28 protein-coding genes and 1 pseudogene are annotated in these 25,913 nt (G+C 68.9%); 27 read left to right on the top strand and 2 right to left on the bottom strand.

Annotated elements, in window-relative coordinates; all coding sequences use genetic code 11:
• Nucleotides 1-2: 2 nt before the first annotated feature.
• Nucleotides 3-1,367, bottom strand: a complete 1,365-nt coding sequence (locus tag VGV06_14955; protein ID HEV2056446.1) for a hypothetical protein — start codon at nucleotides 1,365-1,367, stop codon at nucleotides 3-5.
• A 156-nt stretch (nucleotides 1,368-1,523) separates the two neighbouring features.
• Between VGV06_14955 and VGV06_14950 the strand changes: the two genes are divergently transcribed.
• Genes VGV06_14950 through VGV06_14940 form a run of 3 tightly spaced genes read left to right on the top strand, consistent with a single transcriptional unit; the run spans nucleotide 1,524 to nucleotide 4,600 of the window.
• Complete coding sequence (locus VGV06_14950; protein ID HEV2056445.1) at nucleotides 1,524-2,942, top strand: amidase; 1,419 nt, start codon at nucleotides 1,524-1,526, stop codon at nucleotides 2,940-2,942.
• Nucleotides 2,943-2,951: 9 nt separating this feature from the next.
• On the top strand, nucleotides 2,952-4,163 hold the full coding sequence (locus VGV06_14945) for a cation:proton antiporter (protein ID HEV2056444.1): 1,212 nt from the start codon (nucleotides 2,952-2,954) through the stop codon (nucleotides 4,161-4,163).
• A 14-nt stretch (nucleotides 4,164-4,177) separates the two neighbouring features.
• Complete coding sequence (locus VGV06_14940; protein ID HEV2056443.1) at nucleotides 4,178-4,600, top strand: universal stress protein; 423 nt, start codon at nucleotides 4,178-4,180, stop codon at nucleotides 4,598-4,600.
• A gap of 30 nt (nucleotides 4,601-4,630) precedes the next feature.
• Here the strand turns inward: VGV06_14940 and VGV06_14935 are convergent, their stop codons facing one another.
• Nucleotides 4,631-4,837 carry a hypothetical protein gene (locus VGV06_14935; protein HEV2056442.1) on the bottom strand — a complete coding sequence of 69 codons (207 nt, stop codon included), beginning with the start codon at nucleotides 4,835-4,837 and terminating at the stop codon, nucleotides 4,631-4,633.
• Nucleotides 4,838-4,856: 19 nt separating this feature from the next.
• Between VGV06_14935 and VGV06_14930 the strand changes: the two genes are divergently transcribed.
• From VGV06_14930 to VGV06_14815, 24 genes and pseudogenes are all read left to right on the top strand, one after another.
• A complete protein-coding gene (locus VGV06_14930) occupies nucleotides 4,857-6,512 on the top strand; it encodes an ATP-binding protein (GenBank protein ID HEV2056441.1) in 1,656 nt (551 codons plus the stop codon).
• Nucleotides 6,509-7,900 (top strand): sigma-54 dependent transcriptional regulator, encoded by a 1,392-nt coding sequence (locus VGV06_14925; GenBank protein HEV2056440.1) that lies wholly within the window; start codon nucleotides 6,509-6,511, stop codon nucleotides 7,898-7,900. Before VGV06_14930 ends, VGV06_14925 begins: the two co-directional genes overlap by 4 nt.
• 65 nt (nucleotides 7,901-7,965) lie before the next feature.
• On the top strand, nucleotides 7,966-8,421 hold the full coding sequence (locus VGV06_14920) for a hypothetical protein (protein HEV2056439.1): 456 nt from the start codon (nucleotides 7,966-7,968) through the stop codon (nucleotides 8,419-8,421).
• 95 nt (nucleotides 8,422-8,516) lie between these two features.
• Nucleotides 8,517-9,008 carry a universal stress protein gene (locus tag VGV06_14915; protein ID HEV2056438.1) on the top strand — a complete coding sequence of 164 codons (492 nt, stop codon included), beginning with the start codon at nucleotides 8,517-8,519 and terminating at the stop codon, nucleotides 9,006-9,008.
• Complete coding sequence (locus tag VGV06_14910) at nucleotides 9,005-9,451, top strand: universal stress protein (protein HEV2056437.1); 447 nt, start codon at nucleotides 9,005-9,007, stop codon at nucleotides 9,449-9,451. The genes VGV06_14915 and VGV06_14910 overlap by 4 nt, the downstream gene beginning before the upstream one ends.
• A gap of 53 nt (nucleotides 9,452-9,504) precedes the next feature.
• Nucleotides 9,505-10,110, top strand: a complete 606-nt coding sequence (locus tag VGV06_14905) for a hypothetical protein (protein HEV2056436.1) — start codon at nucleotides 9,505-9,507, stop codon at nucleotides 10,108-10,110.
• A gap of 26 nt (nucleotides 10,111-10,136) precedes the next feature.
• On the top strand, nucleotides 10,137-10,553 hold the full coding sequence (locus VGV06_14900) for a hypothetical protein (GenBank protein HEV2056435.1): 417 nt from the start codon (nucleotides 10,137-10,139) through the stop codon (nucleotides 10,551-10,553).
• Between the two features lie 17 nt (nucleotides 10,554-10,570).
• Nucleotides 10,571-10,981 (top strand): CBS domain-containing protein, encoded by a 411-nt coding sequence (locus VGV06_14895; GenBank protein HEV2056434.1) that lies wholly within the window; start codon nucleotides 10,571-10,573, stop codon nucleotides 10,979-10,981.
• Nucleotides 10,982-10,997: 16 nt separating this feature from the next.
• Nucleotides 10,998-11,366 carry a response regulator gene (locus VGV06_14890; protein HEV2056433.1) on the top strand — a complete coding sequence of 123 codons (369 nt, stop codon included), beginning with the start codon at nucleotides 10,998-11,000 and terminating at the stop codon, nucleotides 11,364-11,366.
• Between the two features lie 34 nt (nucleotides 11,367-11,400).
• The gene (locus VGV06_14885) at nucleotides 11,401-12,711 is read left to right on the top strand and encodes a citrate synthase (GenBank protein ID HEV2056432.1); all 1,311 of its coding nucleotides are present in this window, start codon (nucleotides 11,401-11,403) and stop codon (nucleotides 12,709-12,711) included.
• The gene (locus VGV06_14880; GenBank protein HEV2056431.1) at nucleotides 12,708-13,781 is read left to right on the top strand and encodes a TIGR04053 family radical SAM/SPASM domain-containing protein; all 1,074 of its coding nucleotides are present in this window, start codon (nucleotides 12,708-12,710) and stop codon (nucleotides 13,779-13,781) included. The genes VGV06_14885 and VGV06_14880 overlap by 4 nt, the downstream gene beginning before the upstream one ends.
• A 504-nt stretch (nucleotides 13,782-14,285) precedes the next feature.
• Nucleotides 14,286-15,668, top strand: a complete 1,383-nt coding sequence (locus VGV06_14875; GenBank protein HEV2056430.1) for a cytochrome C — start codon at nucleotides 14,286-14,288, stop codon at nucleotides 15,666-15,668.
• A 30-nt stretch (nucleotides 15,669-15,698) separates the two neighbouring features.
• Entirely contained in the window at nucleotides 15,699-16,304 is a 606-nt protein-coding gene (locus VGV06_14870; GenBank protein ID HEV2056429.1) for a c-type cytochrome, read from the top strand.
• Between the two features lie 71 nt (nucleotides 16,305-16,375).
• On the top strand, nucleotides 16,376-17,173 hold the full coding sequence (locus VGV06_14865) for a hypothetical protein (protein ID HEV2056428.1): 798 nt from the start codon (nucleotides 16,376-16,378) through the stop codon (nucleotides 17,171-17,173).
• A 150-nt stretch (nucleotides 17,174-17,323) separates the two neighbouring features.
• Nucleotides 17,324-18,949 (top strand): AMP-binding protein, encoded by a 1,626-nt coding sequence (locus VGV06_14860; protein ID HEV2056427.1) that lies wholly within the window; start codon nucleotides 17,324-17,326, stop codon nucleotides 18,947-18,949.
• A gap of 3 nt (nucleotides 18,950-18,952) precedes the next feature.
• Nucleotides 18,953-19,717: a 3-oxoacyl-ACP reductase FabG gene (gene fabG, locus VGV06_14855; protein HEV2056426.1), complete on the top strand. Its 765-nt coding sequence runs from the start codon at nucleotides 18,953-18,955 to the stop codon at nucleotides 19,715-19,717.
• Nucleotides 19,718-19,773: 56 nt separating this feature from the next.
• Entirely contained in the window at nucleotides 19,774-20,571 is a 798-nt protein-coding gene (locus VGV06_14850; protein ID HEV2056425.1) for an SDR family oxidoreductase, read from the top strand.
• Between the two features lie 26 nt (nucleotides 20,572-20,597).
• A complete protein-coding gene (locus tag VGV06_14845; GenBank protein HEV2056424.1) occupies nucleotides 20,598-21,383 on the top strand; it encodes an enoyl-CoA hydratase/isomerase family protein in 786 nt (261 codons plus the stop codon).
• A 14-nt stretch (nucleotides 21,384-21,397) separates the two neighbouring features.
• A complete protein-coding gene (locus VGV06_14840) occupies nucleotides 21,398-22,549 on the top strand; it encodes an acyl-CoA dehydrogenase family protein (GenBank protein ID HEV2056423.1) in 1,152 nt (383 codons plus the stop codon).
• Between the two features lie 28 nt (nucleotides 22,550-22,577).
• Nucleotides 22,578-23,003: a Zn-ribbon domain-containing OB-fold protein gene (locus tag VGV06_14835; GenBank protein ID HEV2056422.1), complete on the top strand. Its 426-nt coding sequence runs from the start codon at nucleotides 22,578-22,580 to the stop codon at nucleotides 23,001-23,003.
• Nucleotides 23,000-24,145 (top strand): acetyl-CoA acetyltransferase, encoded by a 1,146-nt coding sequence (locus tag VGV06_14830; GenBank protein ID HEV2056421.1) that lies wholly within the window; start codon nucleotides 23,000-23,002, stop codon nucleotides 24,143-24,145. The genes VGV06_14835 and VGV06_14830 overlap by 4 nt, the downstream gene beginning before the upstream one ends.
• A gap of 86 nt (nucleotides 24,146-24,231) precedes the next feature.
• On the top strand, nucleotides 24,232-24,447 hold the full coding sequence (locus VGV06_14825; GenBank protein HEV2056420.1) for a type II toxin-antitoxin system HicB family antitoxin: 216 nt from the start codon (nucleotides 24,232-24,234) through the stop codon (nucleotides 24,445-24,447).
• Nucleotides 24,444-24,588: pseudogene (locus VGV06_14820) on the top strand (addiction module toxin, HicA family). Before VGV06_14825 ends, VGV06_14820 begins: the two are co-directional and overlap by 4 nt.
• 71 nt (nucleotides 24,589-24,659) lie before the next feature.
• Nucleotides 24,660-25,880, top strand: coding sequence for an ISAzo13 family transposase (locus VGV06_14815; GenBank protein HEV2056419.1), 1,221 nt, complete (start codon nucleotides 24,660-24,662; stop codon nucleotides 25,878-25,880).
• The last annotated feature ends 33 nt before the right edge of the window (nucleotides 25,881-25,913 follow it).

Below are 25,913 nucleotides of genomic sequence, written 5' to 3'. Positions count from 1 at the left end.
CGTCAGCGGGCGAGGAGGGTGATCAGGCGGCCGACGGATTCGTCGAGCGCCTCGGGCTCCTCCGCTGCCGCTAGGACGCGCCGCGCCTGCTCCTCCTCCGGCAGTGATTCCAGGAGCGCCTGGGCGCGGCCGCGCACCTCAGGCCCCAGGAGGCGCGCCACTTCGAGGACGAACCGGAGCGCCTGTTCCGCGCGCTCCCGCCCCGGCGCGGCGCTCCCGAGCGAGGCGGCTCCGGCCTCGCGGAGCCGCGCGCTCAGCCTGATGCGCGTGTCCCATGCCCGCACGAGATCGCCCGGCACCGCGCCCCATTCGAGCGCAGTGTGGCTGAGCACTTCCATGATCGCAGGACCCAACGCCGGAGCGCTCTCGCGCGCGATCAGGTCGCCCAGCGCCGAATTCCACACCGGGGGGAGAGGCGCCGGAGGCACCTCCCGGGCGCTCGCCGCCGGCGCCTCGTGGATCTCGCCCGAGCGGTCGAGGATGAGCCGGTCCTCGAGCGGGCCTCCCAGCGCCCAGAGCGAGCAGACGACGCGCTCGCCGTCATCACGGATCACCCGCGCTTCCCGTCGCGCAATGCCCTGCCATTCCGGCCGGTAGAAGGTGACGCCGTCCGCAACCACCTTCTCGATGTCCTGGCGCAGCTGGACCGTCGCCCACGCCGCGACACGGTGGCTCTCGTAGGGCGCCGGCAGCCAGTCGAGCCCTCCGTCGGCCAGGAAGCGCTCGAGCGGCAGCGCCTGGCCCGGGTCGTAGCGGAAGCACTCGAGCAGCGTCGTGAAGAGCTGCTCGGAGGGGAAGGGGCCGCGGTAGCGCACGCGCGCGACGCCCTGGTCTTTCATCAGCGACGCGACCAGGTTCAGCACCGCGCTGCCCGCCCCGGGCGGCAGGCGCTGCGGCTCGGCCAGCGGCGGAATGTGGTCGAGCGCCGCCCAGTCGAGCGACCGAAAGACGGTCAGCGGCTCGACCGGGCGCCAGGGTTCATCCCCCCAGGCTTCTTCCACTCCATCGAGAAGCCAGACGCGATCCGAGCGGCCCCAGGCCGGGTGCTCCCAAGCCTGGTGCTCAACGCCGCCGGGCTCCACGCCGATCCACCGGCCGTCGGCCGCGCGGCAGCGCGCCCAGTCGAGCGCGCCGTCGGGGCTCCAGCGGCAGGCGGTGACCAAGTGGCCGTGGCGGTCGAACTGGACGAGCCGGCGGCGCGGCGGCCCGGCCTCGTAGCCCACGACCGTGCCCCAGCGCTCAACGCGCACCGGCGGATCCGAGCCGGTGAGCGCGGCGGCGAGGGCCGCGATGCGCCGTGGGTCGAGCGAGGCGATCTCGGGGCGCGCAAGCCACTCGCGTAGGCGGGGCAGGGCGCTCGGGTTCATGGACCCGATGATGATACAATCCGCGCGTGCGCGTCTTCCTGATCGTCGCGAGTCTCCTCTGCGCCGCCCGCACAGTCGGGGGCGCGCCGTCCAACCAGCCCTTCGCCGACATCCCCGTGGCCCGGCTCAACGCCCCTCGTTGATGGCCGCCCCCTGATGGCCACCCAAGATCTCTGCTGGCTCCCCGCGCTCGAACTGGCCGCGCTCGTCCGAGAAAAGAAAGTCTCGCCGGTCGAGGTGACGGACGCCGCGCTCGCGCAGATCGAGCGCGTGAACCCGACGCTCAACGCTTACTGCGCCGTCACGGCGGAGGAAGCCCGCGACGCCGCTCAGGCGGCCGAGGTGGCGGTGATGACCGGCGAGGAGCTGGGCCCGCTCCACGGCGTGCCGGTCTCGGTCAAGGACCTGGTTTTCATGCGCCGCGTGCCGACCACGGGCGGCTCGCGCCTCTTCGCCGACCACGTGCCGGAGGAGGACGCGGTCGCGGTCGAGCGGCTCAAGGGCGCCGGCGCCATCATCCTCGGCAAGACCAACACGCCGGAGTTCGGCCACAAGGGCGTCACGGACAACCCGCTCTTCGGCATCACGCGCAATCCGTGGAACCCCGCGCTGACGCCCGGCGGTTCGAGCGGCGGGGCGGGAGTAGCCGTGGCCGCGGGCATGGGCCCGCTGGCGCTGGGCACCGACGGCGGCGGCTCGATCCGCATCCCGGCCTCCTTCTGCGGCATCTACGGCCTCAAGCCCTCCTTCGGCCGCGTGCCCCACGGACCGGGCTTCCCCGGCTGGCAAAACTTCTCGGTGACAGGGCCGATGACACGCACCGTGCGTGACGCGGCCCTCATGCTCGACGCGCTCGCCGGGCCGGATGACCGTGACCGCTGGTCGCTTCCCGCCGACGGAGGACCGCCGTTTCTCGCGGCCTGCGAGGGCGGGCTCGAGGGGCTCAGTGTCGGCTGGTCGGCGGATTTTGGCTACGCGCTCGTGGATCCCGAAGTCGCGGAGCTCTGCGCCGCGGCGGCCGAGCAGTTCGAAGGGCTGGGTTGCCACGTCGAGGTGGTGACGCCGAGCTGGGAGAACCCCGAGGAGATCTTCCGGACGTTGAGCGCCGCCGAGAGCTACGCGGCCTGGCGGGAGCGGCTCGAGGACAGCGCCGACCGGCTCGACCCGAGCTTCGTCGCGGTGCTCAAGTACGGGCACACGATCACGATCGACCAGTACATGGACGCCGCCCGCCGGCGGAAGGAGCTGTGGACCGACGTCCAGCGCTTCCTCGCCCGCTTCGATCTGCTGATCACGCCGACCGTGGCCGTGCCGCCGTTTCCCGTCGCGCGCCCTTCCGTCACGGAGATCAACGGCGAGCCCGTGTCCGGGCTCGGCTGGATCGCGTTCACGTTCCCGTTCAACCTGACGGGCCAGCCCGCGGCGACCGTGCCTGTGGCTATGACGGCGGCAGGACTGCCCGTGGGGCTCCAGATCGTGGGCCGGCGCTTCGCCGAGCGCGCGGTGCTCGCCGCCTCGGCCGCTTTCGAGGCGGCGCAGCCGTGGGCCGCGCGGCGCCCGCCCGAAGCCGGGTAGGAGCCAGCAATAGACAACACGTGGTTCCTCGCGGCACTGTGGGTGGGGCTCGCGCTCGTCGCCACGCTGCTGGCCATCTGGTTCAAGGTCTCGACGGCGCTCTCCGAGATCGTGGTCGGCACGGTGGCGCAGCTCATCGTCGCCGTCCTCCTCGGCGGCGCAGGACTCGGCGCCCAGACGCCATGGATCGGCTTCCTCGCGGGGACGGGCGCGATCGTTCTCACCTTCCTGGCGGGCGCCGAGATCGACCCGGCCGTCTTCCGCGTCAAGTGGAAGGAGGCGACCGTGGTCGGTCTCGTGAGCTTTTTCGCCCCGTTTCTTGGCTCGGCCGCCGTCGCCTACTACCTTCTCGGCTGGGCACCGATGGCCGCCTGGCTTGCGGGGGTGGCGCTCTCGACGACGTCGGTCGCGGTGGTCTACGCGGTCATGCTCGAGCTCGGCTTCAACACGACGGACTACGGCAAGGTCATCCTCGCCGCCTGTTTCATCACTGACCTTGGAACCGTGATCGCCCTCGGTATCATCTTCGCGCCGTTCACGGTGCGCACCCTGGTTTTCGTCGCACTGTCGCTGGCGATCTTCGTGGTCCTGCCGTTCGTGACCCCGGGGATCTTCCGCCGATACGGGGGCCGGGTGTCGGAGTTCGAGACGAAGTTCCTCCTGCTGGCGCTCTTCGCGATGGGTGGCCTCGCGCTCTGGGCGGACAGCGAGCCGGTGCTGCCCGCGTACATCATCGGCATGGTCCTGGCCGGCACCGTCGGCAAGGACCACGCCCTGATCCGGCGATTGCGCACGCTGACCTTCGGGCTCTTGACGCCCTTCTATTTCCTCCGCGCCGGGTCCCTCGTTTCCGTGCCCGCGCTCGTCGCCGCCCCCGGCGCCCTCGTCGTGCTCTTCTTCGCCAAAATGGTCAGCAAGCTCGCGGGCGTCTTCCCGTCGGTGCGGATCTTCGGCCACCGGGAAGGGGCCGACGTCTACTACACGCTCATGATGTCCACTGGGCTCACCTTCGGAACCATCTCAGCCCTCTTTGGGCTCAACCACGGGGTTATCACGCCGGCCCAGTACTCGCACCTGGTCTCGGCCGTCATCGGCAGCGCCGTGATCCCGACCATGATCGCCAATGCCTGGTTCATGCCGCGGCATCTGCTTCCGGTCCCCGCCGCGAGTCGAGAGCCGGCGGACGCCGCGGTCCGGCCCTCGGGCGCGCCGACGTCCTGAGGAGGGAGGACGCCATGTTCAGAAAGATCCTCGTCGCGTACGACGGCTCGGAGGGCGCCAAGGCGGCCCTCAGGGTCGGGATCGGACTCGCGAAGAGTCTCGGCACCGAGCTCCGGAGCATTTCGGTCGAGGAGCATCTGCCCCACTACGCCGCCACCGTCGGTGAGGTCCAGGACGCCAAGGAGCGCGTGGACGAGTACTTCCGTGTGCTGACCAAAGAGGCGCGGGATCAGGCGGCCCTCGCCGGCGTCGAGCTCCAGACGGCGATCCGGCAGGGGCACGAGGTCGAGATCATCGTCAACTACGCCAAGGAGGGGGGCTTCGATCTCCTCTTGGCGGGCTATCACGGTCACAGTCGCATCTTCGAGCGCGTCATGGGCAGCACGGCCCAGAGCATCATCCGCCTCTCGCCCTGCTCCGTGCTCCTGGCGAAGTAGGCGACGCATCCCGTCCCCCGCGCCGTCCGGCTAGCGCTGTATCGTCTTCTCCGAGCGCATCTGCTGGTCGCGGTACTGCTGGAGGACCTGGTTGTAGCGCCGCAGCATGTCTTCGCGTCGCGCGTCGAGCCGCAGGCGCTCGACCAGCATCCCAGCGAAGAAGGCCATCGCCACCACCGCCAGCACGGCGAGTCCCCGCAGCACGCGGTGTGAGCGCGTCGGCTCCGATCCAAGCATCGCCCGTATAATACCAGCCATGTCGCGCGCCCGTCTCTTCCTCGACCGCGAGGCCCGCCGCATCGGCGGCCCGCGCGTGCTCGCGCTTCCGCTGCTGCGCTGGCTGGCGGTCATGGCGGGGCTCGTCTGGATCCTGCTCGCCCCGCCCGCGCACGAAGGCTGGCGCCCGGTGCACGGCGCCATGCTCGGCTTCCTTCTCTACAGCGTGGCGCTCACGTTCGCCCTCTGGCGCTGGCCCGGCCGGATGCTCCGTCTCAGCATGGTAGTCCTGGCGACCGACCTCGCGTTCGCGCTGCTCCTGATCCGGCTCACGGGCGGCGCGCCGAGCATCCTCTTCCTGGCGCTTCTCCTGATCGCGGGCCTCCAGTCCTACTACTACGGGATGGTGCGGGGGGTCGCCGTCGCGATGGCGGCGGCCGCGGCGTACGTCGCGGTGGTCTGGCCGACCATCACGGAATCTGAGTGGGCCAACACCGCCGTCCGGCTCGCGGTCCTGCTGGGCACGGCCGTGGGAGTCGGGGTCCTGGGCCAGATCGAAGAGCGCGAGCGCCTCGAGGTTGTGGCGCTCACCACTGCTGCCCGGGAGCGCGAGCGCTTCATCCAGAGCGTAGTCGAGAGCCTGCGCGACGGCGTGGTGGCGCTCGACCGCGCGGGCGCCATCATCGCGTTCAACCGCGCGATGGAAACCCAGACGGGGCTTGCGGCCCGGGACGTCGCGGGCCGCCCGTTCTTCGACGTGTTCCCGGTGTACCGTCGCGAGGCGCTCCGCGCGCCGCTCGAACAGCTGCTGCGCGGCGAGACCGAGGGGTTCACGCTGGAAGCTGTCGAGCACGAGCGGTCGGGGGGAGGGCGCGCGGTGCAGAACCTCAAGGGCAGCCTCCTGCGCGACCATGGCGAGCCCGCGGGCGCTGTGCTCCTGGTCCAGGACATCACCGAGCACGTGGCGCTCGAGCGGGGCGCCCGCCAGTCCGAGAAGCTCGCGGCGCTCGGGACGATGGCGGCAGGCCTGGCGCACGAGCTCAACAACCCCATCGGGGTCATCTCCTCGCGCATCGAGATCATGCTCCTCGACGTGGAGGCGCAGCCCATCCACGGCCGGCTCGCCGAGGACCTGCGCGTGCTCCACCGCCACGCCCAGCGCGTCGCGCGCATCGCCCAGGGCCTCCTGTCCTTCAGCCGCCAGTCCTCCGGGCTCCACGGCCCCGTGGACCTCAACCACCTCGTCGAGGAGACGCTCCTCCTGGTCGAGCGGCCCATCGGCAAGCAGGGCGTGACGGTGACGCGGCGGCTCGCGCCCGACCTGCCGTCGCTCTGGGGCGACGGCAACACGCTCCAGCAGGTCGTCCTCAACCTGTTGACCAACGCGCGGGACGCCGTCGACGGAGGAGGCGAGATCACCGTCGAGACCTCCCGCGCAGCCGGCGAGCCGGACGCCGTGCGCCTTCTCGTGCGTGACACGGGCCCCGGCATCCCGCCCGAGGCCCTGCCGAGGATCTTCGACCCGTTCTTCACCACCAAGGCCGAAGGCACGGGCCTGGGGCTCTCCATCTCCTACGGCATCGTGCGCGATCACCACGGCACGGTGGATGTCGAGTCGCGCCCGGGCGAGGGCACGACCTTCACCTTGACCTTCCCCGTCTCGGGCGCGCGGGCCGCCGTCGGGGGGCAGGCGTGAGCGCGACGCGCGTGCTGATCGTGGACGACGAGCCCGACATGCTCGAGAACTGCGCGCGCATCCTGGGTCGCGTCGGATACCAGTGCTTCACCACGACGGAGCCGGGCAAGGCCCTGGCGCTGCTCGAGGAGGAGCGGCCGGACCTGCTCATCACGGACCTGAAGATGCCGGGCATGGACGGCATGGCGCTGCTCAAGCGCGCGCACGAGCTCGACCCGACGTTGCCCGTCATCGTCATCACGGCCTTCGCCACCATCGAGTCGGCCGTGGCCGCGGTGAAGGAAGGCGCCACCGACTACCTGCCCAAGAACTTCTCCGTGGAGCATCTCCGCGTCGCGGTCGAACGGGCCCTCCGCCAGCGAAACCTCCAGGTCGAGAACAAGAATCTCCGCGAGCAGCTGCGGGAGGCCTTCGGCCTCGAGAGCATCATCGGCCGGAGCGAGTCCATGGCGCGCGTCTTCGACCTTGTCAAGAAGGCGGCCCGGTCCGAGGCGAACATCCTCGTGCTGGGCGAGTCCGGCACCGGCAAGGAGTTGGTCGCCCGCGCCATCCACGCCAACAGCCCGCGGGCGGCGCAGCCCTTCGTCCCCGTCGACTGCGCCTCGCTGCCGGAGCACCTGCTGGAGTCCGAGCTCTTCGGCCACGAGAAGGGCGCCTTCACCGGCGCGGTGCGCAGCAAGCCGGGCCTGATGGAGGTCGCCCACCGCGGCACGCTCTTCCTCGACGAGATCGCCGAGATGCCCGTGGGGCTTCAGGTGAAGCTGCTGCGCGCGCTGCAGGAGCGCCAGATCCGGCGCGTGGGCGGGACGGCGCTCGTGGACGTGGACGTGCGCGTGGTCTCGGCGACCAACCGCGACCTCCGTGACGCGACCGTCAAGGGGCAATTCCGCGAGGAGCTCTACTACCGCGTCAACGTCATCGCGATCCAGCTGCCGCCGCTCCGCGACCGTGCGGGGGACGTGCGCCTCCTCGCCCACGCCTTTCTCAAGCGCTACGGCCAGGAGCGCATCCGCGGCATCGACGACGACGCCATGGCCGCGCTCGAGCGCTACCGCTGGCCGGGCAACGTGCGGGAGCTGCAGAACGTCATCGAGCGCGCCTGCGCCCTGACCGACGGCGAGACGGTGACGCGGCGGGACCTGCCCGACCACGTGCTCGGCACGGGCGCGCCGGCTCCGTCGGCGGCAGGCGCCCCCGCCGCCTCACCTGATGCGGGGACCGATCTGCCGCTCAAGGACGCCAAGGAGCGCTGGATGGCCGTGCTCGAGGCGTCCTACCTGCGCGAGCTCCTCGCGCGCCACGACGGCAACATCTCCGCGGCGGCGAAGGCCGCGGGCATCGACCGCAAGACCTTCCACCGCCTGGTGAACAAGCACCAGCTGAGATAGGTCCTCAAGCCGTATCCAAGTCCGGACATTGACGAGGTGAAGCCCGCGCCCTAGCCTGCCGGGGCATGAAGCCCTGGCTCGCGGCCCTCCTGTGGATCGCTGTAACGCTCGCCTCTCCCGCCGAGGCCGGTGATCCCGTGGTCGTCGTCCAGGAGACGCGCACCCCCGTTGTTAGCAAGAAGCACGGCAGCAAGAAGCACGGCACGGTCGAACACGTCGTCCTTCTCAAGAACGTCTCCCCGTACCCCGTGCGTGGGCTCCGGGTGACGGTCGAGTTCTACGACTTCTTCGGCAAGCTCCTGTTGGCGCGCACCGGCACGCCGGTCCCCGCCTCACTCGGTCCCGGCGACACCGCGACGCTGTCGCTCTCGACCCCCACCCTCGAAGCCGCCCGACAGACCCGCTACCGCGTCCAGTACGGGGGAGGACCTCCGCGGCACGCCCGGCCGAGACCCAGGCGAGGCGCGCGTGACCCAGCGGGGAGGGGACGACCCATCCCGCTCGAGCGCGCTCCCGCCTAAAGCGCCGTTTTCCTTTGCCTCCCCCGGTGGCACCCCGGTTGCAACCTCTCGATAGCGCAGAGGCCCCGCAACGACGGGACCGAGAGGAGGCAGACATGAAGACGGAGAGGATTCTTGTTCCGCTGGACGGGTCGGCGCTGGCTGAGGCCGCCATCGAGGCCGCGCTCGACCTGGGGCGCGGCATGCCGTCCAAGCTGATGCTGCTTCGCGCGGCCGAGGCGCATACGCTGCCCGGCGCCGATCCCACGGACGAGCAGGTCGCCGTGGTCCGCGAAGCCGAGGAATATCTCGCCGCCGTCGCCGACCGCCTGGCGAAGCGCGGAGTCAAGGACGTGGACACGAGCGTCTGGTACGGGCCCGCGGCCGCCGCCGTCATCGAAGCCACCAAGCTCAAGAAGGCGGACCTGATCGTCATGAGCACCCACGGCCGGAGCGGCCTGGGGCGCCTGATCTTCGGCAGCGTCACCGAGTCGGTGCTGCGCTGCACGACGACGCCCATCTGCATCGTGCGGGCGCCCGGCGCGCCGATCGAGGCGCCCAAGGGTGCCGCGACGCTCCGGGAGAGGAAAGAGGTCGCCCGTTCATGAGCCGATTGCGCCGCATTCTTCACCCGTCCGACTTCTCTCGCGCGTCCGGCGCCGCGTTCGCGCGGGCCGTCGCCATGGCCAAGGCCGAGCGGGCGCAGCTCCTGCTCGTGCACGTCCTGGCGCCATCGGTTCCGATCGCCGGGGAGGGGTACGTCTCGCCCAGAGTCTACGACGACCTCGAGGCCTCGGCCCGCAAGTACGGGCAGAAGCACTTGAGCGCGCTCCAGGCCAAGGCGCGCAAGGCCGGCGTCAAGGCGGTCACGCTGCTCCTCGACGGCGTAGCGCACGAGCAGATCGCGCGAGCGGCCAAGTCGAAGAAGGCCGACCTGATCGTCATCGGCACCCACGGCCGTACAGGTCTCGCGAAGTTCTTCCTGGGCAGTGTTGCCTCGCGTGTGGTCGCCGCGGCGCCCTGCCCCGTGCTGACGGTGCGCGGCAGATAAGGCAGTTCCCCGGTTCGGACACCCGGGCACGTCCGGGAGACAGGGAGCAGAGTATGGACGCGACGCACGACACGCGCGACATGAGAGAGGCCTCCACGGGATCGCTGATCGTCGTGGTGGTGATCATGATCGCCAGCGCCTTGGCCTTTACCCTCATGACGGCTCCGTTCGAGAAGCTTCTCGGACCCGGCGGCGGCGCGCTGGCCGCAGCCATCCACGGCACGATGGCGTTCCTGTACCTCTTCGTCGGAACCATCGGGCTCTATCTCGGCTGGCGGCTCCTCACGGGCCACATCCGGGCTTTCGCCGATCTCCAGCTGTTGTCGGTGGTGGCCGCGACGTTCTCGCTGCTCGCCATCTGCTTCGGCAATTGGCTCTACATCTACTACCGGATGCCGATCCCCGAGAGCCCCCGGTCGTACTTCGTGAAGAACATGCCGCCGGTCCACGCCGTCTTCTTCGAGTTCAAGGAGTTCGGCGCGCTCTTCACGCTGCCGCTGACGGTTACCGCAGCCTTCATCCTGTGGCGTTACGGCGTGCAGGTAGTCGAGCGCAAGTGGCTGCGATACAGCGTCGGCGTGCTCATGGGACTGGCTTTCTTCTACCTCGTGGTCGCCTTTGGTCTGGGCGCCGCGGTCACCAAGCTCCGTCCCGCCTAGGGGAGGCGAACGATATGAGTTCGACCATGGCCGAGACAAAGCCGGATGGGAATAACGTGGAAGTGGCCTACACGCCCTCGAGCCGCGAGCGGATCCCGGGCGGCATCGCGGTGGCGGCCTTCCTGGCGGCCTTCGTCGGGACCTTCACGCTGGCTGTGGTGAACGTGTTCACGGTCGCCTCGAAGGACTTCAACGCCTGGGTGCACGGCGTGGGCAAGCTCTGGATGCCCGGCGCCGCCGGCATCGGGCCCTACTCGGGCAAGGAGACGCTGGCGCTGATCGGCTGGCTCGGCGGCTGGATCGTCCTGCACTTCGTGCTCCGCAAGAAAGACCTGGAGGTCGGACGCTGGTTCGTCGCGTTCCTGGTGGGTCTCGGGATCGCGACGACTCTGATCTGGCCGCCGGTGTACGAGCATCTGGCCGAGCTCATCAAGGGTCACTAGGGACGAGGGAGTCATCCATGAAAGTACGCGAGCTGATGACCGGCGCCCCGATCACCGTCGGCCCCGACACCCCCGTGTTCGACGCGCGGCAGACCATGCTGAAGGAGCGGATCCGCCACCTGCTGGTGATCGAAGGCACCCGGCTCGTCGGCATCATCACCGACCGGGACATCCGCCTCAACCTGCCGTCGCAGGCCACGAGCCTCTCGATGTGGGAGGTCAACTACCTCCTGGCCAAGCTGACGGTGGGCAAGGTCATGACCAGGAGCGTGATCATCACCGGGCCCGACCAGGACGCCGCCGACGCGGCGCGCCTCCTGCTCGAGCACAAGATTGGCGCCCTGCCGGTGCTCGACGGCGAACGCCTCGTCGGCATCATCACCGAGACGGATGTCCTGCGCGCCTTCGCGCGGAGCCAGCAGCACTAAGGGCCAGGGAGCCGACGTGAACCGCATCCTGGTTGTCGAGGACGAGGCCGACCTCGCGGTCACCTATGTCCGCCTGCTGCGCCGCCAGGGCTACCGCGTGGTGACGGCCGCCTCGCGCGTCGAGGGGCTCAAGGCCATCGAGTCGGCGCCGCTGGCTCTCGTCATCTCCGATCTGCGGCTGCCCGACGGCGACGGGCTCGACATCATCCGGGCGGCGCGGGCGCGCGACCCGAAGGTCCCCGTCATCGTCGTCACCGCGTTCGCCTCGCGGGCCGCCAGGGATGCGGCCCTGGCCTCGGGCGCCTCGGCGTTTCTCGCCAAGCCCTTTCCCGCGTCCGCGCTGCTGCAGCTCGTTCACGACGAGCTCGAGCGCTCCACCCGCTGAAACCGGCCACCGAACCCGGAAGGAGGAAGCCGCCATGCCGTCCGACTCCCTGACCCTCACCGACAACCGGACGGGCAAAACCTACGAGGTGCCCATCGCCAACGGCGCCATCCGCGCCATGGACCTCCGCCAGGTTCGCACGGGGCCGGAGGACTTCGGGCTCCTCTCCTACGATCCGGCATTCATGAACACCGCGTCGACGATCAGCCGCATCACGGAGATCGACGGCGACCGCGGCATCCTGCGCTACCGCGGCTATCCCATCGAGGAGCTGGCGCAGCGCTCCAACTACCTCGAGGTCGCCTACCTCGTGCTCCACGGCGAGCTGCCGACGCTCGCCGAGATGGACCAGTGGGTCTACGACGTCACCCACCACACCTGGGTCCACGAGAATCTCAAGCGGTTCATGGAGGGGTTCCACTACGACGCCCACGCGATGGGCATGCTGGTGTCGGGGGTCGCGGCGCTCTCCACCTTCTACCCGGAGGCCAAGAATGGCGGCGATCCGGCGACGCGGCGGCTGCAGGTGGTCCGCCTGATCGCCAAGATGCCGACCCTCGCGGCCTTCGCCTACCGCCACAACCTGGGCCTGCCCTACAACTACCCGGACAACGAGCTGTCCTACACGGGCAACTTTCTCAACATGCTGTTCAAGGCGACCGAGGCGAAGTACCAGCCCAACGCCACGCTGAAGCGGGCGCTCGAGGTGCTGTTCATTCTGCACGCCGACCACGAGCAGAACTGCTCGACGAACGCCGTGCGCGCCGTTGGGTCCTCGCAGGTCGACCCCTACTGCGCCGTCGCGGCGGGCGTCGCCGCGCTCTACGGCCCCCTGCACGGGGGCGCCAACGAGGAGGTGCTGCGGATGCTGGCGGAGATCGGCTCCAAGGACCGCATCCCCGGCTTCATCAAGGGCGTCAAGGACGGCAAGGCCAAGCTCATGGGGTTCGGCCACCGCGTGTACAAGAACTACGACCCTCGCGCGAGGATCATCAAGCGGATGGCCGACGAGGTCTTCGAGGTCACGCGCCCGAGCCCGCTCCTGCCCGTGGCGCTGGAGCTCGAGCGGATCGCCCTCGAGGACGACTACTTCGTGTCCCGCAAGCTCTACCCCAACGTCGACTTCTATTCGGGGCTGATCTACCAGGCGATGGGCTTTCCGGTCGAGATGTTCCCGGTGCTCTTCGCCATCGCGCGGACCAGCGGCTGGCTCGCGCAGTGGCAGGAGATGCGCGCGGACCCCGAGCAGAAGATCGCCCGGCCGCGCCAACTCTACCTGGGATCCGGGGAGCGCGCGTACCGCGAGATCGGCAAGCGCGACGAGGCGACGGGGGGCCGGGGATGAACGCGAGACTGCGCTTCGACAGGGCGCCGCGGCGCATCTACTGGGAGGTGACGCGGGCCTGTGACCTGGCCTGCCGCCACTGCCGCGCCGAAGCCGCGCCCGAGCGCGACCCGGCCGAGCTGGACGCCGCGGAGGGGCTCCGGCTTATCGAGGAGCTCGCGAGCTTCGGCGCGCCGCTGCCCCACCTGATCCTGACGGGCGGCGACCCGCTGAAGCGCGCCGACCTGTTCGCCCTCATCGCCTCCTCGAGGGCGCGCGGCTTCGGCGTGTCGGTGGCGCCCAGCGCCACACCGCTGCTGACCGCCGAGGTCATCGCGCGGCTCAAGGCGGCCGGCGTGGAGGCTGTGTCGCTGAGCCTCGACGGCTCCGACGCGCCCCGCCACGACGCCTTGCGCCGGATAGAAGGCTGCTTCGACCGGACCCTCGCCGCGGCGCGGGCCTGCGCCGCGGTGGGGCTGCCCTTCCAGGTCAACACGCTCGTGAGCGAAGAGACGCTCGACGACCTCCCGGCGATCCATCGGCTGGCGACCGATCTGGGCGCCGCACGCTGGAGCCTCTTCTTCCTCGTCGCGGTCGGGCGCGGCACCATGCTCAAGCCCATCACGGCCGAGGCCTGCGAGCGGCTGTTCGAGCGGCTGCTCGATTTGGGCGGTAACGGGGGCCCGATCATCACGACGACCGAGGCGCCGCACTTCCGGCGTGTCGTCCTCGAGCGCGCCCGGCGCGCCGGCCGCGGCCTGGCGGCGCTGCCGCTGGGCCCCATGCTCCACGGCGTGGGCATCCGCGACGGCAACGGCATCATGTTCATCTCGCACACGGGCGAGGTTCATCCCTCGGGATTCTTCCTGCTGTCGGCGGGCGATGCCAGGACGGCGGATCCGGTCGCCCTCTACCGTGACTCCGACCTCTTCCGGATGCTGCGGCGCCCCGAGCTCTTGACCGGGCGCTGCGGGCGCTGCGAGTACGCCGAGACCTGCGGCGGCTCGCGAGCCCGGGCCTTCGCCGCAACCGGCGATCCCATGGCCGAGGACCCGCTGTGCCTATACGAATCGGCGCGGAGCGCCGGGTAGTGCTCAAACCGTCTCCGGTGCCGCCGCCCGCCCCAGTGAGGCACCGGCGCCCCATCGCGCTCGAGGCGGTGCAGGGCAGGGGCGGGCACGGAGAGATGGCGACCCAACGGGTCGGTGATGCTCAAGCGGCCGCCTGGATTGACGATCTTCCGGAGTCGGGTGGAGGAAGCTCGCGCCCCACCGCCGTGGTACACGGCTTGCTCCTACATCCCGCAACGAGCGACTCGCGTGGTCCCCGTCCTGAGCCGGCGTCTCACACAGGGAGAGGGCGGAATGAGCCGCTAGAGGGGGACGCGGCGGCGGTGTCTTTGAACGATACGGTCGGAGTGACCAGACTCGGGGGCACCGGGTCGCACAAGTCACAGGGTTCACCAGGACGACTAGGGGGAGACAGTCCTCGTTCAGTGCGGGACGGGGTCGCGCGCGGGCCACACCGGAGACCTCACTAGAAAGGGGTACGCGATGAGAGCGAGAATATGGGGAATCGTGGCCATAGCATGGCCTTTGGCGGTCGTGATCGCGATCACGGTTGCCGCGACCGCCATGCTGAGACCTTCCACTGCGAATGCGACGCCCGGGTTTGCGCGGCAGACGGGACTATCCTGCCAGGCATGCCACACCGTCTTTCCGGAGCTCACGCCGTTCGGGCGAAGGTTCAAGATGAACGCCTACGTGTTTAGCAACGTCAGGCAACTCGAGCCCACGACCGAGCGGGGGGAAAAGACGCTCTCGCTCAGTGACTTGCCGCCACTGTCCGTCCAGCTGCAAGGCTCGAACACGTGGCTCGCCAAAACGCTGCCGGATAACGCGACTCCCGCAGTCACGGATTTGTCGCAGCACAATACGACCGAGTTCCCACAGGCTGTGAGCCTGTTCTATACGGGCAAGATCGCCGATTATCTCGGGGCATTCCTGCAGCTGACCTGGAATCCTACTGCCAACGCGGTCGGCATCGACAATTCCGATTTGCGGTTTGCGAATCATGGCGCATTCGACTCGATCGGCATGACGGATTTCATTTATGGCCTCTCGCTCAACAACAACCCGACTTCGCAGGACGTGTGGAACAGCACGCCGGCCTGGGGTTATCCTTTCATCTCTACCAATGTGGGGGTGCCATCCGTCGCCAAGGTGATTCTCGACGGCCAGCTCGCCCAGGAGTCGGCGGGATTCTCCGGCTATCTATTTCTGTTCAATCATCTCTATGTAGAAGCAGGAGGCTACCGCTCGGCGCAGACGAGCTTTACCAATGCGACGACCGGCGGGCCGGGTCCGCTGGACAGCACCGCGCCACTCATGCGTATCAGCGGCACAGCACCCTATTGGCGCGCGGCATGGGAGCAGGACTGGGGTGAACATGCCCTGTCCGTCGGCACGTACGGCATCTCGGCCCAGACGCACCCGACTGGTATCGGCGAGTCTGGGCCGAGAAACAGCTTCACCGATGTCGCGGTCGACGCGCAATACCAGTACATCACCGACAATCATATGTTCTCCGCGTATGGGACGTGGATCAATGAGCACCGGCATTTCAACAACGCCGACTTGGTGGATCACGCCGATAACTGGCTCCATACCGGGCGCCTGACCGCAAGCTACTTCTTCAGGCGGAAGATCGGCGGCTCCGTGCAGGCGTTCTCGACGACCGGTACCGGCGACTCGGTCCTGTACGCATCCGGCACGCCTGTGCTTGGGAGCGCCAACGGGAAGCCGAATACACAAGGGTATCTGTTCGAGATCAACTTCCTGCCGTGGCTCAATACGAAGCTTGGGGCACAGTACACCCTCTACACCAGGTTTAACGGGAGAGCCGACAACTATGACGGGTTCGGGAGGAATGCCGCCAACAACAACACCGTGTACGTCTACGTCTGGACGGCATTCTAGGCCGTGCGTGCCATCGGAGGGAGAGGCGCCATGAAATTCCAAGCGATTGGTCTGACCGTCGTGGTCGTCGCGCTCACGATCGCGGTCGGGCACGCTGCCCAGGAGAGCGTGGCGGTCGATCTGATCAGGCGGGAGTGTTCCACCTGTCACGGCGCGCGGGGCATCAGCGTCTCGCCGACCTTCCCGAATCTTGCCGGGCAACAGGCCGCATATCTGGACGTGCAGCTGAAAGCCTTCCGTGACCGCTCCCGGGCTGACCCGCACGCGCAGGCGTTCATGTGGGGCATGGCAGCACAGCTCACCGACAGCACGATCGCAGATATTGCGGCCTACTTTGCCGCCCAACCACCTGCGAAGGGCAAACCTGCCGGGCCGGCCGAAATCGCCGCCGGGAAGAAGATCTTTGAGGAGGGTATCGAGGCCCAGCAAGTTCCGCCCTGCCAGAGCTGTCACATGAAGAATGCCGAGGGTAACGCGGTGTTTCCACGGCTCGCCGGACAGCACAGGGGGTATCTTGAGAAGCAGCTGGAGGTCTTTGCGACCGGTCTCCGCGCCAACCCAATCATGCACGAGAATGCGAAGAACCTGAGCGCGCTCCAGATCTCGCGAGTCGCCGCCTTCCTGAGTTCACGGTAGGACGACCAGATGGGCGGCCGATGGTCGGGCCCGGGGTATACGAGCGGGAAGCTCGTCACCGAGAACACATCATGAATGACTCGACACCGCACGCGGAATCGGGAAAGGTCGGTGCACGGAGATGTCTCATCGCGCTCTTCAGTGTCGTTCTGGCCCTGGTGCCCCAGCCGAGTCAGGCGGCAGGGTGTGCCGACTGGCTTCAGAAGCCCATACGAGCAACGGGCACGTACTTCCCTGCCGAAGAGGCTTATGCAAGGTCGTTTGTCTTCGCCATGCTCTTTGACTGCAATGGAAGCCACGTGACGGTGACGGTGCAGCGTCCGACGGGCAGGCTACCGGTGTGCGAGGCACGGCAGCAGGTGGAAGTGGTGGGAACCCTCAGCCTGAGCACGAAGCTGATCGGCTCTTACTATCAGATCGACGATCCGACGAGCGTCACGTGTCTGACAGTGGCCCGAGCGGGGCCAAGCGCGGCCGAGCGGCCCGCGGCGGCGCCCCCGGTCCAGGCCGGGCCGGCTGCACGAGCAGAGGCGCCAAGCGCGCAGGCGAGGGCGCTCGGCTCGAGTGCGTGGGTGGGGCGTTACACGGACAACCGCGGCACGGGCGACATCACGTTTACGCTCATGCGCGGGGAATCGACGGTGTCGGGTACATGGAAGATGAGAACTGGCGGTGGTGGCCCGGTGACGGGCATCGTGGAGCCAAACGCAGGTCGGGTGCTGCTGCGGCTGGAGAATATCGCGGCTGAATGTCCCGGATTGCTCGAGGGGTCCGCCGAGATTACCGATACAACATTCACCGCGACCTACCACGGCAAGGACTGCCAGGGACAGGTGACGGGAGGGCGACTGGAGCTGCGCCCGCAGTGAAGTAGACCCCTGGTTCGTTGCCAAGCTCGGGGTCCACAAGCGGCTCGAGACCGTGGCCTATGCGACCCAACACCGCCTGCTCTAGCGCGGCGGGGGGCGGAACCCTCGACGAACGACCCTAAGCGCGCTACCCTGTCGCGGCGAGATCCCATGGGGACGAGAGTCGCGGAGGCGCGGGCGCGGGAGTGTACGGCGGCGGGGCTCTGGCGGAACGAGAGCCTCGAGACCTACCTCGACAGGTGGGCGACCGCCCGGCCGGACAAGACCGCCTTTGTGGACGGGCGGGGGCGCTACACGTGGGCCGCGCTGGCAAGCAAGGTCGAGCGCGTGGCCCACGGGCTCCGCGCCCACGGGCTGGAAGCGGGCGGCGTCATCTCCTGCCAGCTGCCGAACTGGAACGAGTTCGTGCTGGTCTTCCTGGCGGCGAGCCGCCTCGGCGCCGTCGTCAACCCGATCCCGCCGACCTATCGCGCCAGCGAGCTGCGCTTCATGCTGGGGCTCCTCGAATCCCAGGCGCTGGTCGTCCCCGCGACCTTCCGCGGCTTCGACTACCGGGAGATGGCGGCGCAGATCCGAGGCGGCCTGCCGCGGCTCGAGCGGGTTTTCATTGCGCGCGGGGAGGCGCCCGCCGGCATGGAGCCGTTCGCGACGCTCACGGATACGGCCTGGGAAGCGAGGGCGGGCCGCCGGCCGCTGCCCGGCAGCGACCCGAACACGGTCCACGAGGTGGTCTTCACGTCGGGAACGACCGGAGAGCCCAAGGGCGTGATGCACACGCCCAACACGACGCTGTCGACCATCTACACCGTGATCGAGCGGCTCGGCTTCACGGACCGCGACGTGCTGCTCATGGCCTCGACGCTCGGCCACCAGACGGGCTATCTCTACGGCTACTGCCTGAATCTCCTGCTGGGCGCCACGTCGGTGTGGATGGACGTCTGGAACGCCGAGGTGGCGGCGCGGCTGATCGAGGCCGAGCGCGTGACCTTCACCATGGGCGCCACGCCGTTCCTCCGCGACCTGACGTACACGCAGGCGCCCAGGGACCTCGGCTCGCTCCGCGTCTTCATCTCGGCCGGCGCGCCGATTCCGCGCCAGCTGGTGAAAGACGCGCGCGACCGGCTCAAGTGCGTGATCTCGGCCGGCTGGGGCATGACGGAGAACGGCCTCGTCAGCTGCAACGGCCTCGACGACCCCGAGGACAAAGTGTTCACCACCGACGGCGTCCCGCTTCCCGGCATGGAGCTCCGCGTGGTGGACGACGACGGCCGCGAGGTCCCGCGGGGCAGTGAGGGCGATTTGCTCGTCCGCGGCCCGGCCCAGTTCGCGGGCTACTTCAAGCGGCCCGAGTTCACGGCCGACGGCCACACGCCCGACGGCTGGTTCAAGACGGGCGACCGCGCGACGCTCGACGGAGACGGCTACGTCTCCATCACGGGGCGGACCAAGGACGTGATCATTCGGGGCGGCGAGAACATCCCGGTGGTCGAGGTCGAGAACCTGCTCTTCACGCACCCGAAGGTCGCGGGTGTCGCCATCGTGGCCATGGACGACCCGCGGCTGGGCGAGCGCGCCTGCGCCGTCGTCATCCCGCACGAGGGGCAGTCTCTGACGCTGCCCGAGATCACCGCATTCCTGGAAAGCCACCAGCTCGCCCGCCAGAAGTTCCCGGAGCGTCTCGAGATCGTCTCGGAGTTCCCGATGACCCCGAGCGGCAAGGTCCAGAAGTACCGTCTCCGCGAGCTGGTCGCCGAACGGATCAAGGGGGGGAGCTAGGCGGTGGACCAGCCCTTTTCGCTCGAGGGGCGCACCGCCTTCGTCACGGGCGCGAGCCGCGGCATCGGCCGCAGCATTGCCCTCGCGCTGGGCACGGCAGGCGCGGCCGTCGCCTGCGCGGCGCGCGCGCTCGATCAGGTCGAGTCCGCGGCTGCCGAGATCGAATCGGAAGGCGGCAGGGCCTGCGCGCTTCGCCTTGACGTCACACAGGGAGCCCAGATCACGGCGGCGGTGAGGGAAGCCGAGAAAGCCCTCGGCCCCATCGACATCCTCGTCAACAACGCGGGCATCACGCTCGAGAAGAAGACGGTGGATGTCACCGACGAAGACTGGGACGCGGTGCTCGCGACGAACCTCACCGCGATGTTCCGCTGCGCGCGCGCGGTGGCGCCGGGCATGATCGCGCGCGGGCGGGGCAAGATCATCAACGTCGGCTCCATGTACGGCCGCCTCGGCGTGCCGCGCTACGCGGCGTACTGCGCGAGCAAGGCGGCGGTGGATGGACTGACGCGGAGCCTCGCCGCCGAGTGGGCGCGCCACGGCATACAGGTCAACTGCCTGGCGCCCGGGTACATGAACACCGACATCCCGCGCGCGGCCATGGCCGAGCCGGAGAGCCGCGAGCGGCTCCTGTCCAAGATTCCGGCGCGGCGTCTGGGCGAGCCGGCGGAGGCCGCGGCACTGGCCGTGTACCTGGCCTCGCCGGCCTCCGACTTCATGACTGGGCAGACGGTGTATCTCGATGGCGGCCAGACCATCGCATGGTAAACGGGGCGTGGTAAGCGGGGCATGCTAAGCGGGCGAAGAGAGAGAGGGCACCCAGGATGGAGCTGAACCTCAAGGGCAAGAGCGTCATCGTCACCGGAGGCGGCTCGAACATCGGGCGGGGCATTGCGCTTGCCTTCGCCCGCGAGGGCGCGCACGTCACGATCGCGGAGATCGACGCGGGGCAGGGCGGGAAGGTGGTCGAGGAAGCGCGCAAGGCGGGAGCGGCGTCGGCTGCCGTGGTGGCGACCGATGTGACCAAGTGGGAGTCCGTCCAGGCCATGGTCCGCGAGGTCGAGGGACGCGTGGGTCAGGTGGACGTGCTCGTGAACAACGTCGGCTGGACCCTCGACCGGCTCTTCGTCGAGAAGGAGCGCGCCGAGTGGGAAAAGGAAGTCCAGATCAACCTCTGGGGCGTGATCAACTGCACGCGCGCCGTCCTCGACGGCATGATCGCGCGCAAGGGCGGCGTCATCGTGAGCCTGGGGTCGGACGCCGGCCGCATGGGCGAGTTCCGCGAGGCCGTCTACGGCGCCTGCAAGGCGGGCGTCATCGCGCTGACCAAGAGCGTCGCGCGCGAGGTCGGACGCCACGGCATCCGGCTCAACGTGGTCTGTCCCGGCATGACCATGCCCGCGTCCGAGGAGGATTTCGGCAGCCTCAGCATGTGGGCGGCGGAGAGCAATAAGGCATGGGGCGCGCCGGACATGCAGGCGCGCATCGCCAAGGCCTACCCGTTGCGGCGCATCGGGAAGCCGGAGGACGTGGCGGGCGCCGTCGTGTTCCTGGCTTCCGACGCCGCGAGCTTCATCACGGGCCAGACCCTGTCCGTGAGCGGCGGCTATACCATGATGTGATGCAGGATGTGACGGAGGAGACGTCCATGGAACTCGGCACCGTAAGCTACGCCGCGAAGGATGGCATCGCGCGCGTCGTGCTCAATCGCCCGGACCAGCTCAACGCCATCAGCCCGTCCCTGCTGGAGGACCTCGACAGGGTCTGCGCCGCCGTCGAGGGCGACCCGACCGTGCGCGCCGTCACGCTCACCGCCGCCGGGCGCGCCTTCTGCGCCGGCGCGGATCTCAAGGCCGTGCGGGAGCTGTCGCCGGACCCGGAGAAGTGGGCGCGCTTCATGCGGCTCTGGCATCGCGTCTTCAACCGCCTCGAGGCCCTGCCGGTGCCGGTCGTGGCCGGCGTCCACGGCTTGGCACTGGCGGGCGGGCTCGAGCTGACGCTGGTGGCCGACCTTGTCGTAGCCGATGAGGCCGCGCGGCTGGGCGATCAGCACGCCAACTTCGGCCTGGTCGCAGGTGGCGGCGGCAGCCAGCGCCTGCCGAGGCTGATCGGCGCGCGCCGCGCCAAGGAGATGATGCTGCTGGGCGGCTGGCTCAGCGCCGCGCAGGCGCTCGACTGGGGGCTCGTCAACCGCGTCGCGCCCAAAGGCACCCTCGGCGCCGTCGTGGACGAGATGGCGGGCGCGCTCGCGGCCGGCAGCAGCTCTGCCGCGCGCACCGTCAAGGCGCTGGTCAACCGCGCCTTCGACGCCGATCTCGCCGGCGGGCTCGAGCTGGAGCTGTCGCTGGTCGCCGCCCATATGCGCACGGCGGAGGCGGCCGAGGGGCTCCGCGCCTTCGCCGAGAAGCGCAAGCCCGTCTTCCACGCGCCGTAGGAATTGAGGACACCATGGACCTGTCGCTGACGCCCGAACAAGAAGAGCTGGTCCGGACCCTCCGCGCGTTTGCCCGTAAAGAGCTGGCGCCGCACTCGCGCGATTGGGACAGGAGCGGCGAATTTCCCTCGAAAGCCTGGCGCCAGATGGGCGACCTCGGGCTCCTCGGGCTTCGCATACCGTCCGCGTACGGCGGGCAGGATTCGGACTACATGACCTTCGGCCTGGCGATGGAGGAGATCGCGCGAGGAGACTTCGGCTGCACCTACGCCCTCCAGCTTGCCGGGTTCGCAGGCGAGATCGTGGGCGCGAACGGGACGGAGGAGATCAAGAAGCGCTGGCTGCCGCCGACGGCGCGCGGCGAGGAGGTCATCGCGCTCGCGCTGACCGAGCCCGGCGTGGGCTCCGACGCCGCGCATCTCTCCTGCCGCGCCGATCGCGACGGCGACGGCTACCTGATCACCGGCGAGAAGTCGGGGATCAGCCTCGCCATGGTCGCCCAGTCGGCGGTGCTGTTCGCGCGCACGGGCGCGGGCGGAGGGGCAAAGGGCGTGACAGCCTTCCTCGTGCCGCTCGACCTGCCCGGCGTCTCGCGCAGCCCGCTCCGCGACATGGGCTCGCACTCGGTCGTCCGCGGCGTCCTCGCCTTCGACCACGTGCGCGTCCCCGTCTCACACCGATTGGGAGAGGAAGGCCGGGGCTTTTACCAGATCATGCGCGGCTTCGACTACAACCGTGTCGGCATCGCGCTCGCGTGCCTGGGGGTCGCCCAAGTCTCGCTGGAAGAGACCATGGCCTACGTCAAGAAGCGCCGGGCCTTCGGCAAGCCGCTCGCGACGTTCGAGGGCGTGTCGTTCAGGATCGCCGAGGCCGCGACCCACATCGACGCCTGCCGCGGCCTCTGCTACCGGGCGCTCTGGCTCGCCGACCGCGGTCAAGCGCACACGAAGGAGTCGGCGATGACGAAGTGGTGGGCGCCGAAGCTGGCCGTCGAGACCATTCACCAGTGCCTCCTCTTCCACGGCCACTACGGCTACACCGACGAGCTGCCCTTCGAGCAGCGCATGCGGGACGTGATCGGCCTCGAGATCGGCGACGGCGCGGCCGAGGTGATGAAGACCATCGTCGCGCGCGAGCTGATGGGGCCCGAGAGCCGGCCCTACTAACCCCAACCACGCACCCGAACGGAGAGCCATGGACCTCGAGCGCCCGCTGCCCCAGCCCATCACGCCCGAAGCCAAGCCCTACTGGGAGGGCCTGCGCGAGCAGAAGCTCATGCTGCCGCGCTGCCGCGCCTGCCGCCGCGCCTTCTTTTACCCGCGCGTGCTTTGCCCGCACTGCCACGCCGCCGACATCGAGTGGTTCCAGGCGAGCGGCCGCGGCAAGCTCCACTCCTTCGAGATCGGCTACCAGTCGTTCAACAAGGCCTTCAAGGTCAAGCCGCCCTTCGTGCTGGCCATGATCGAGCTGGAGGAAGGGCCGCGCATGATGTCGAACCTCGTCGGCATCGAGCCCGATCCGAAGAAGATCCGCTGCGACATGCCGGTCGAGGTGGTCTTCGAGAAGCAGACCGACGAGATCACCCTGCCGCTCTTCCGGCCCGCCGGAGGTGCGCGATGAAAGAGCTGCGCAACTCCGTCTGCATCGTGGGCGTGGACGAGAGCGACGAGCTGGGCACGCTGCCGCACAAGAGCATGCTGACGCTGCACCTCGAAGCCGTCAGGAACGCCGTGCGGGACGCCGGGCTCAAGATCAGCGACGTGGACGGCATCTTCACGGCGGGCCAGCATTCCCCGGCCACCATCGGCGAGGCCCTCGGCATCACGCCGCAGTACGTGGACGGCACGACGGTGGGCGGCTGCTCCTTCATCATCATGGTCGGCCATGCCCTGGTCGCGCTGCATCATGGGCTTTGCGACGTCGCCGTCGTCTGCCACGGCGAGTCAGGGCGCTCGGGCGTGGGCGTCACGCCGCGGCGCGACACCGCGCTGCCCGGCCAGTACGAGGCGCCCTTCGGCTTCGGCGGCGCGTCCACCCTGTTCGGCATGATCACGACGCGCCACATGCACGAGCACGGGACGACCTTGGAGCAGTGGGCGCAGGTGGCCGTCTCCACGCGCCAGTGGGCCGCTCTCAATCCCAAGGCGAAGAACCGCGAGCCCATCACCATTGCCGACGTGCTGAACTCGCGCCCCATCTGCTACCCCTTCAACGTGCTGAACATCTGCCTCGTGACCGACGCTGGCGGCGCCGTCGTGCTGACGCGCGCCGATCGCGCGAAGGACTGCGCCAAGAAGCCCGTCTACGTGCGCGGCGCGGGCGAGGCGACCGAGCACGTGAGCCTGACGCAGATGAAGAACCTGACCTTCAGCGAAGCCACGCGCATGTCCGGCACCAAGGCCTTCACGATGGCCGGCGTGACGCACAAGGACTTCAACCACCTCATGTTCTACGACGCCTTCACCTCGGGGCCGCCGATCATGCTCGAGTCCCTCGGCTTCTGTAAGCCGGGCGAGGGCGTCCACTTCTTCGACAACGGCAGGTCCACGCCAGGCGGCTCGCTGCCCATCAACACCAACGGCGGCGGCCTCTCCTACACTCACTCCGGCATGTACGGCATCTTCCCCATCATCGAGGCAGCCCGCCAGCTCCGCGGCGAATGCGGCCCGCGCCAGGTGCCGAAGTGCACGGTCTCGCTCGTCAACGGCATGGGCGGCATGCTGTCGGCCGCGGGGACGCTGGTACTGTCGAGCGAGAAGTAAGAGTCTGGCCTGCTATGGTGCTACGTTCGTAGCCGGCGCCGCAGTGCCAGAAATGCGCTAGGCTAGAAACGGAGGGACGAGGGCGCATGCGAAACGAATTCACGGCAGTAGTGGAACGGGACCGGCACTGGTACATCGCGTACTGCCCGGAGATTCCCGGCGCGAATGGCCAGGGCAGGACGAAGGCGGCAGCCTTGAAAAGCCTAGGCAATGCCATCACGCTGATTCTTGAGGACAGGCGCAAGGACGGCCTGCGCGGCATCCCCGCGACGGCGACCCGAGAGAAAGTCGTCGTCGGGTGAAGCGGGGCGACGTGCTTCGCCACTTGAGGAAGCACGGGTGTTACTTGAAGCGCGAAGGCCGTGCCCAGGCACACCGAAGTTTCGGATGTGCTGGCCCGGAAGATCTGCCAGGGCCTTTCCGTGCCCGAGATTGGCCGGTGAGCCTGGCTAAGGGCTCGTAACGAAATAAGTGTACCAGATGAAGGGGGTCTCGCTGTTAAAGTATTCCACGGATGGTGGCCGAGAAGGCAATTCGACGGCGGTTCCGGCTGATCGAGCGGCACCTGGACGAACGGCTGCGCCGGCTGGTGGCCGCGGCGGAAGTCGCGGCGGCAGGCGCGGGCGGCGTGTCCGCGGTGGCGCGCGCGACGGGCGTCTCCCGCCGAGCGATTCGTGCCGGGACGAAGGAATTGACGGCGCGCGGGGCGGCCGCGCTGGCGCCGGGGCGGATTCGCCGCCCCGGCGGCGGGCGCAAGCGCGCGATCGATCAGGATCCGACGTTGCTGACAGACTTGGAGCAGCTGATCGAACCGGCGACGCGGGGGGAGCCGGAGTCGCCGCTGCGATGGACCTGCAAGAGTCTCCGGCGCTTGGCGACCGAACTGACTCGCCAGGGCCATCGCACGAGCCACCGGATGGTCGCCGTCCTGCTCCGACAGCGCGGCTACAGCTTGCAGGCCAACCGGAAGACGATCGAGGGCACGCACCACCCCGATCGCAACGCCCAGTTCGAGCACATCGCCGCCCGCGTCCAGGCGACCCTGCGCCAAGGCCAGCCGGCCACCTCCGTCGATACCAAGAAGAAGGAGCTCGTGGGGAACTTCAAGAACGGCGGCCGCGAATGGCGTGCCGGCGGGCGGCCGCGGCCGGTGCAGGTCCACGACTTCGTGCAGCCGGAACTGGGGCGCGCTATTCCCTACGGAGTCTACGATCTGGGCGCCAACACCGGCTGGGTCAGTGTCGGCATCGACCATGACACGGCGGCGTTTGCCGTCGCGAGCATTCGCCACTGGTGGCAGGCCATGGGGCGGCGGGCCTATCCCCACGCCCGGCGGCTGCTGATCACGGCCGACGCCGGCGGGAGCAACGGCGCCCGCCTCCGGTTGTGGAAGGTCGAGCTGCAGAAACTGGCCGACCGCCTTCACCTGCCCATCACGGTGTGCCATTTCCCGCCCGGCACGAGCAAGTGGAACACGATCGAACACCGCCTGTTCTCCTTTATCAGCCAGAACTGGCGAGGCCAGCCGCTGCTCAGCCACGCGGTCATTGTAAGTCTGATCGCGGCCACTACGACCCGCACGGGCCTGCGCGTGCGGGCGCGGCTGGACACGGCCCGATATCCCTCGGGTCTCAAGATCAGTCGCGCCACCCTGGAGGCCGTCCGCCTGCGGCCCGATCCGTTTCACGGGGACTGGAACTACACGATCCTTCCCACCCCGTCGGCAAAGCGATAGGATCTGGTTCACTTATTTCGTCGCAGGCCCTAA

It is taken from the genome of Candidatus Methylomirabilota bacterium, assembly GCA_035936835.1.
Taxonomy (GTDB): domain Bacteria; phylum Methylomirabilota; class Methylomirabilia; order Rokubacteriales; family CSP1-6; genus AR37.
Note: the sequence above shows the minus strand (reverse complement) of the source record. Positions and strands in the feature narration are given on the sequence as shown.

What these genes read in the sequence shown, in the direction of transcription:
- VGV06_14955 (HEV2056446.1), bottom strand. Translation starts at nt 1,367, where the DNA reads ATGAACCCGAGCGCCCTGCCCCGCCTACGCGAGTGGCTTGCGCGCCCC.
- VGV06_14950 (HEV2056445.1), top strand. Translation starts at nt 1,524, where the DNA reads ATGGCCACCCAAGATCTCTGCTGGCTCCCCGCGCTCGAACTGGCCGCG.
- VGV06_14940 (HEV2056443.1), top strand. Translation starts at nt 4,178, where the DNA reads ATGTTCAGAAAGATCCTCGTCGCGTACGACGGCTCGGAGGGCGCCAAG.
- VGV06_14935 (HEV2056442.1), bottom strand. Translation starts at nt 4,837, where the DNA reads ATGCTTGGATCGGAGCCGACGCGCTCACACCGCGTGCTGCGGGGACTC.
- VGV06_14930 (HEV2056441.1), top strand. Translation starts at nt 4,857, where the DNA reads ATGTCGCGCGCCCGTCTCTTCCTCGACCGCGAGGCCCGCCGCATCGGC.
- VGV06_14920 (HEV2056439.1), top strand. Translation starts at nt 7,966, where the DNA reads ATGAAGCCCTGGCTCGCGGCCCTCCTGTGGATCGCTGTAACGCTCGCC.
- VGV06_14915 (HEV2056438.1), top strand. Translation starts at nt 8,517, where the DNA reads ATGAAGACGGAGAGGATTCTTGTTCCGCTGGACGGGTCGGCGCTGGCT.
- VGV06_14910 (HEV2056437.1), top strand. Translation starts at nt 9,005, where the DNA reads ATGAGCCGATTGCGCCGCATTCTTCACCCGTCCGACTTCTCTCGCGCG.
- VGV06_14905 (HEV2056436.1), top strand. Translation starts at nt 9,505, where the DNA reads ATGGACGCGACGCACGACACGCGCGACATGAGAGAGGCCTCCACGGGA.
- VGV06_14900 (HEV2056435.1), top strand. Translation starts at nt 10,137, where the DNA reads ATGGCCGAGACAAAGCCGGATGGGAATAACGTGGAAGTGGCCTACACG.
- VGV06_14895 (HEV2056434.1), top strand. Translation starts at nt 10,571, where the DNA reads ATGAAAGTACGCGAGCTGATGACCGGCGCCCCGATCACCGTCGGCCCC.
- VGV06_14885 (HEV2056432.1), top strand. Translation starts at nt 11,401, where the DNA reads ATGCCGTCCGACTCCCTGACCCTCACCGACAACCGGACGGGCAAAACC.
- VGV06_14880 (HEV2056431.1), top strand. Translation starts at nt 12,708, where the DNA reads ATGAACGCGAGACTGCGCTTCGACAGGGCGCCGCGGCGCATCTACTGG.
- VGV06_14870 (HEV2056429.1), top strand. Translation starts at nt 15,699, where the DNA reads ATGAAATTCCAAGCGATTGGTCTGACCGTCGTGGTCGTCGCGCTCACG.
- VGV06_14865 (HEV2056428.1), top strand. Translation starts at nt 16,376, where the DNA reads ATGAATGACTCGACACCGCACGCGGAATCGGGAAAGGTCGGTGCACGG.
- VGV06_14860 (HEV2056427.1), top strand. Translation starts at nt 17,324, where the DNA reads ATGGGGACGAGAGTCGCGGAGGCGCGGGCGCGGGAGTGTACGGCGGCG.
- VGV06_14850 (HEV2056425.1), top strand. Translation starts at nt 19,774, where the DNA reads ATGGAGCTGAACCTCAAGGGCAAGAGCGTCATCGTCACCGGAGGCGGC.
- VGV06_14845 (HEV2056424.1), top strand. Translation starts at nt 20,598, where the DNA reads ATGGAACTCGGCACCGTAAGCTACGCCGCGAAGGATGGCATCGCGCGC.
- VGV06_14840 (HEV2056423.1), top strand. Translation starts at nt 21,398, where the DNA reads ATGGACCTGTCGCTGACGCCCGAACAAGAAGAGCTGGTCCGGACCCTC.
- VGV06_14835 (HEV2056422.1), top strand. Translation starts at nt 22,578, where the DNA reads ATGGACCTCGAGCGCCCGCTGCCCCAGCCCATCACGCCCGAAGCCAAG.
- VGV06_14830 (HEV2056421.1), top strand. Translation starts at nt 23,000, where the DNA reads ATGAAAGAGCTGCGCAACTCCGTCTGCATCGTGGGCGTGGACGAGAGC.
- VGV06_14825 (HEV2056420.1), top strand. Translation starts at nt 24,232, where the DNA reads ATGCGAAACGAATTCACGGCAGTAGTGGAACGGGACCGGCACTGGTAC.
- VGV06_14815 (HEV2056419.1), top strand. Translation starts at nt 24,660, where the DNA reads ATGGTGGCCGAGAAGGCAATTCGACGGCGGTTCCGGCTGATCGAGCGG.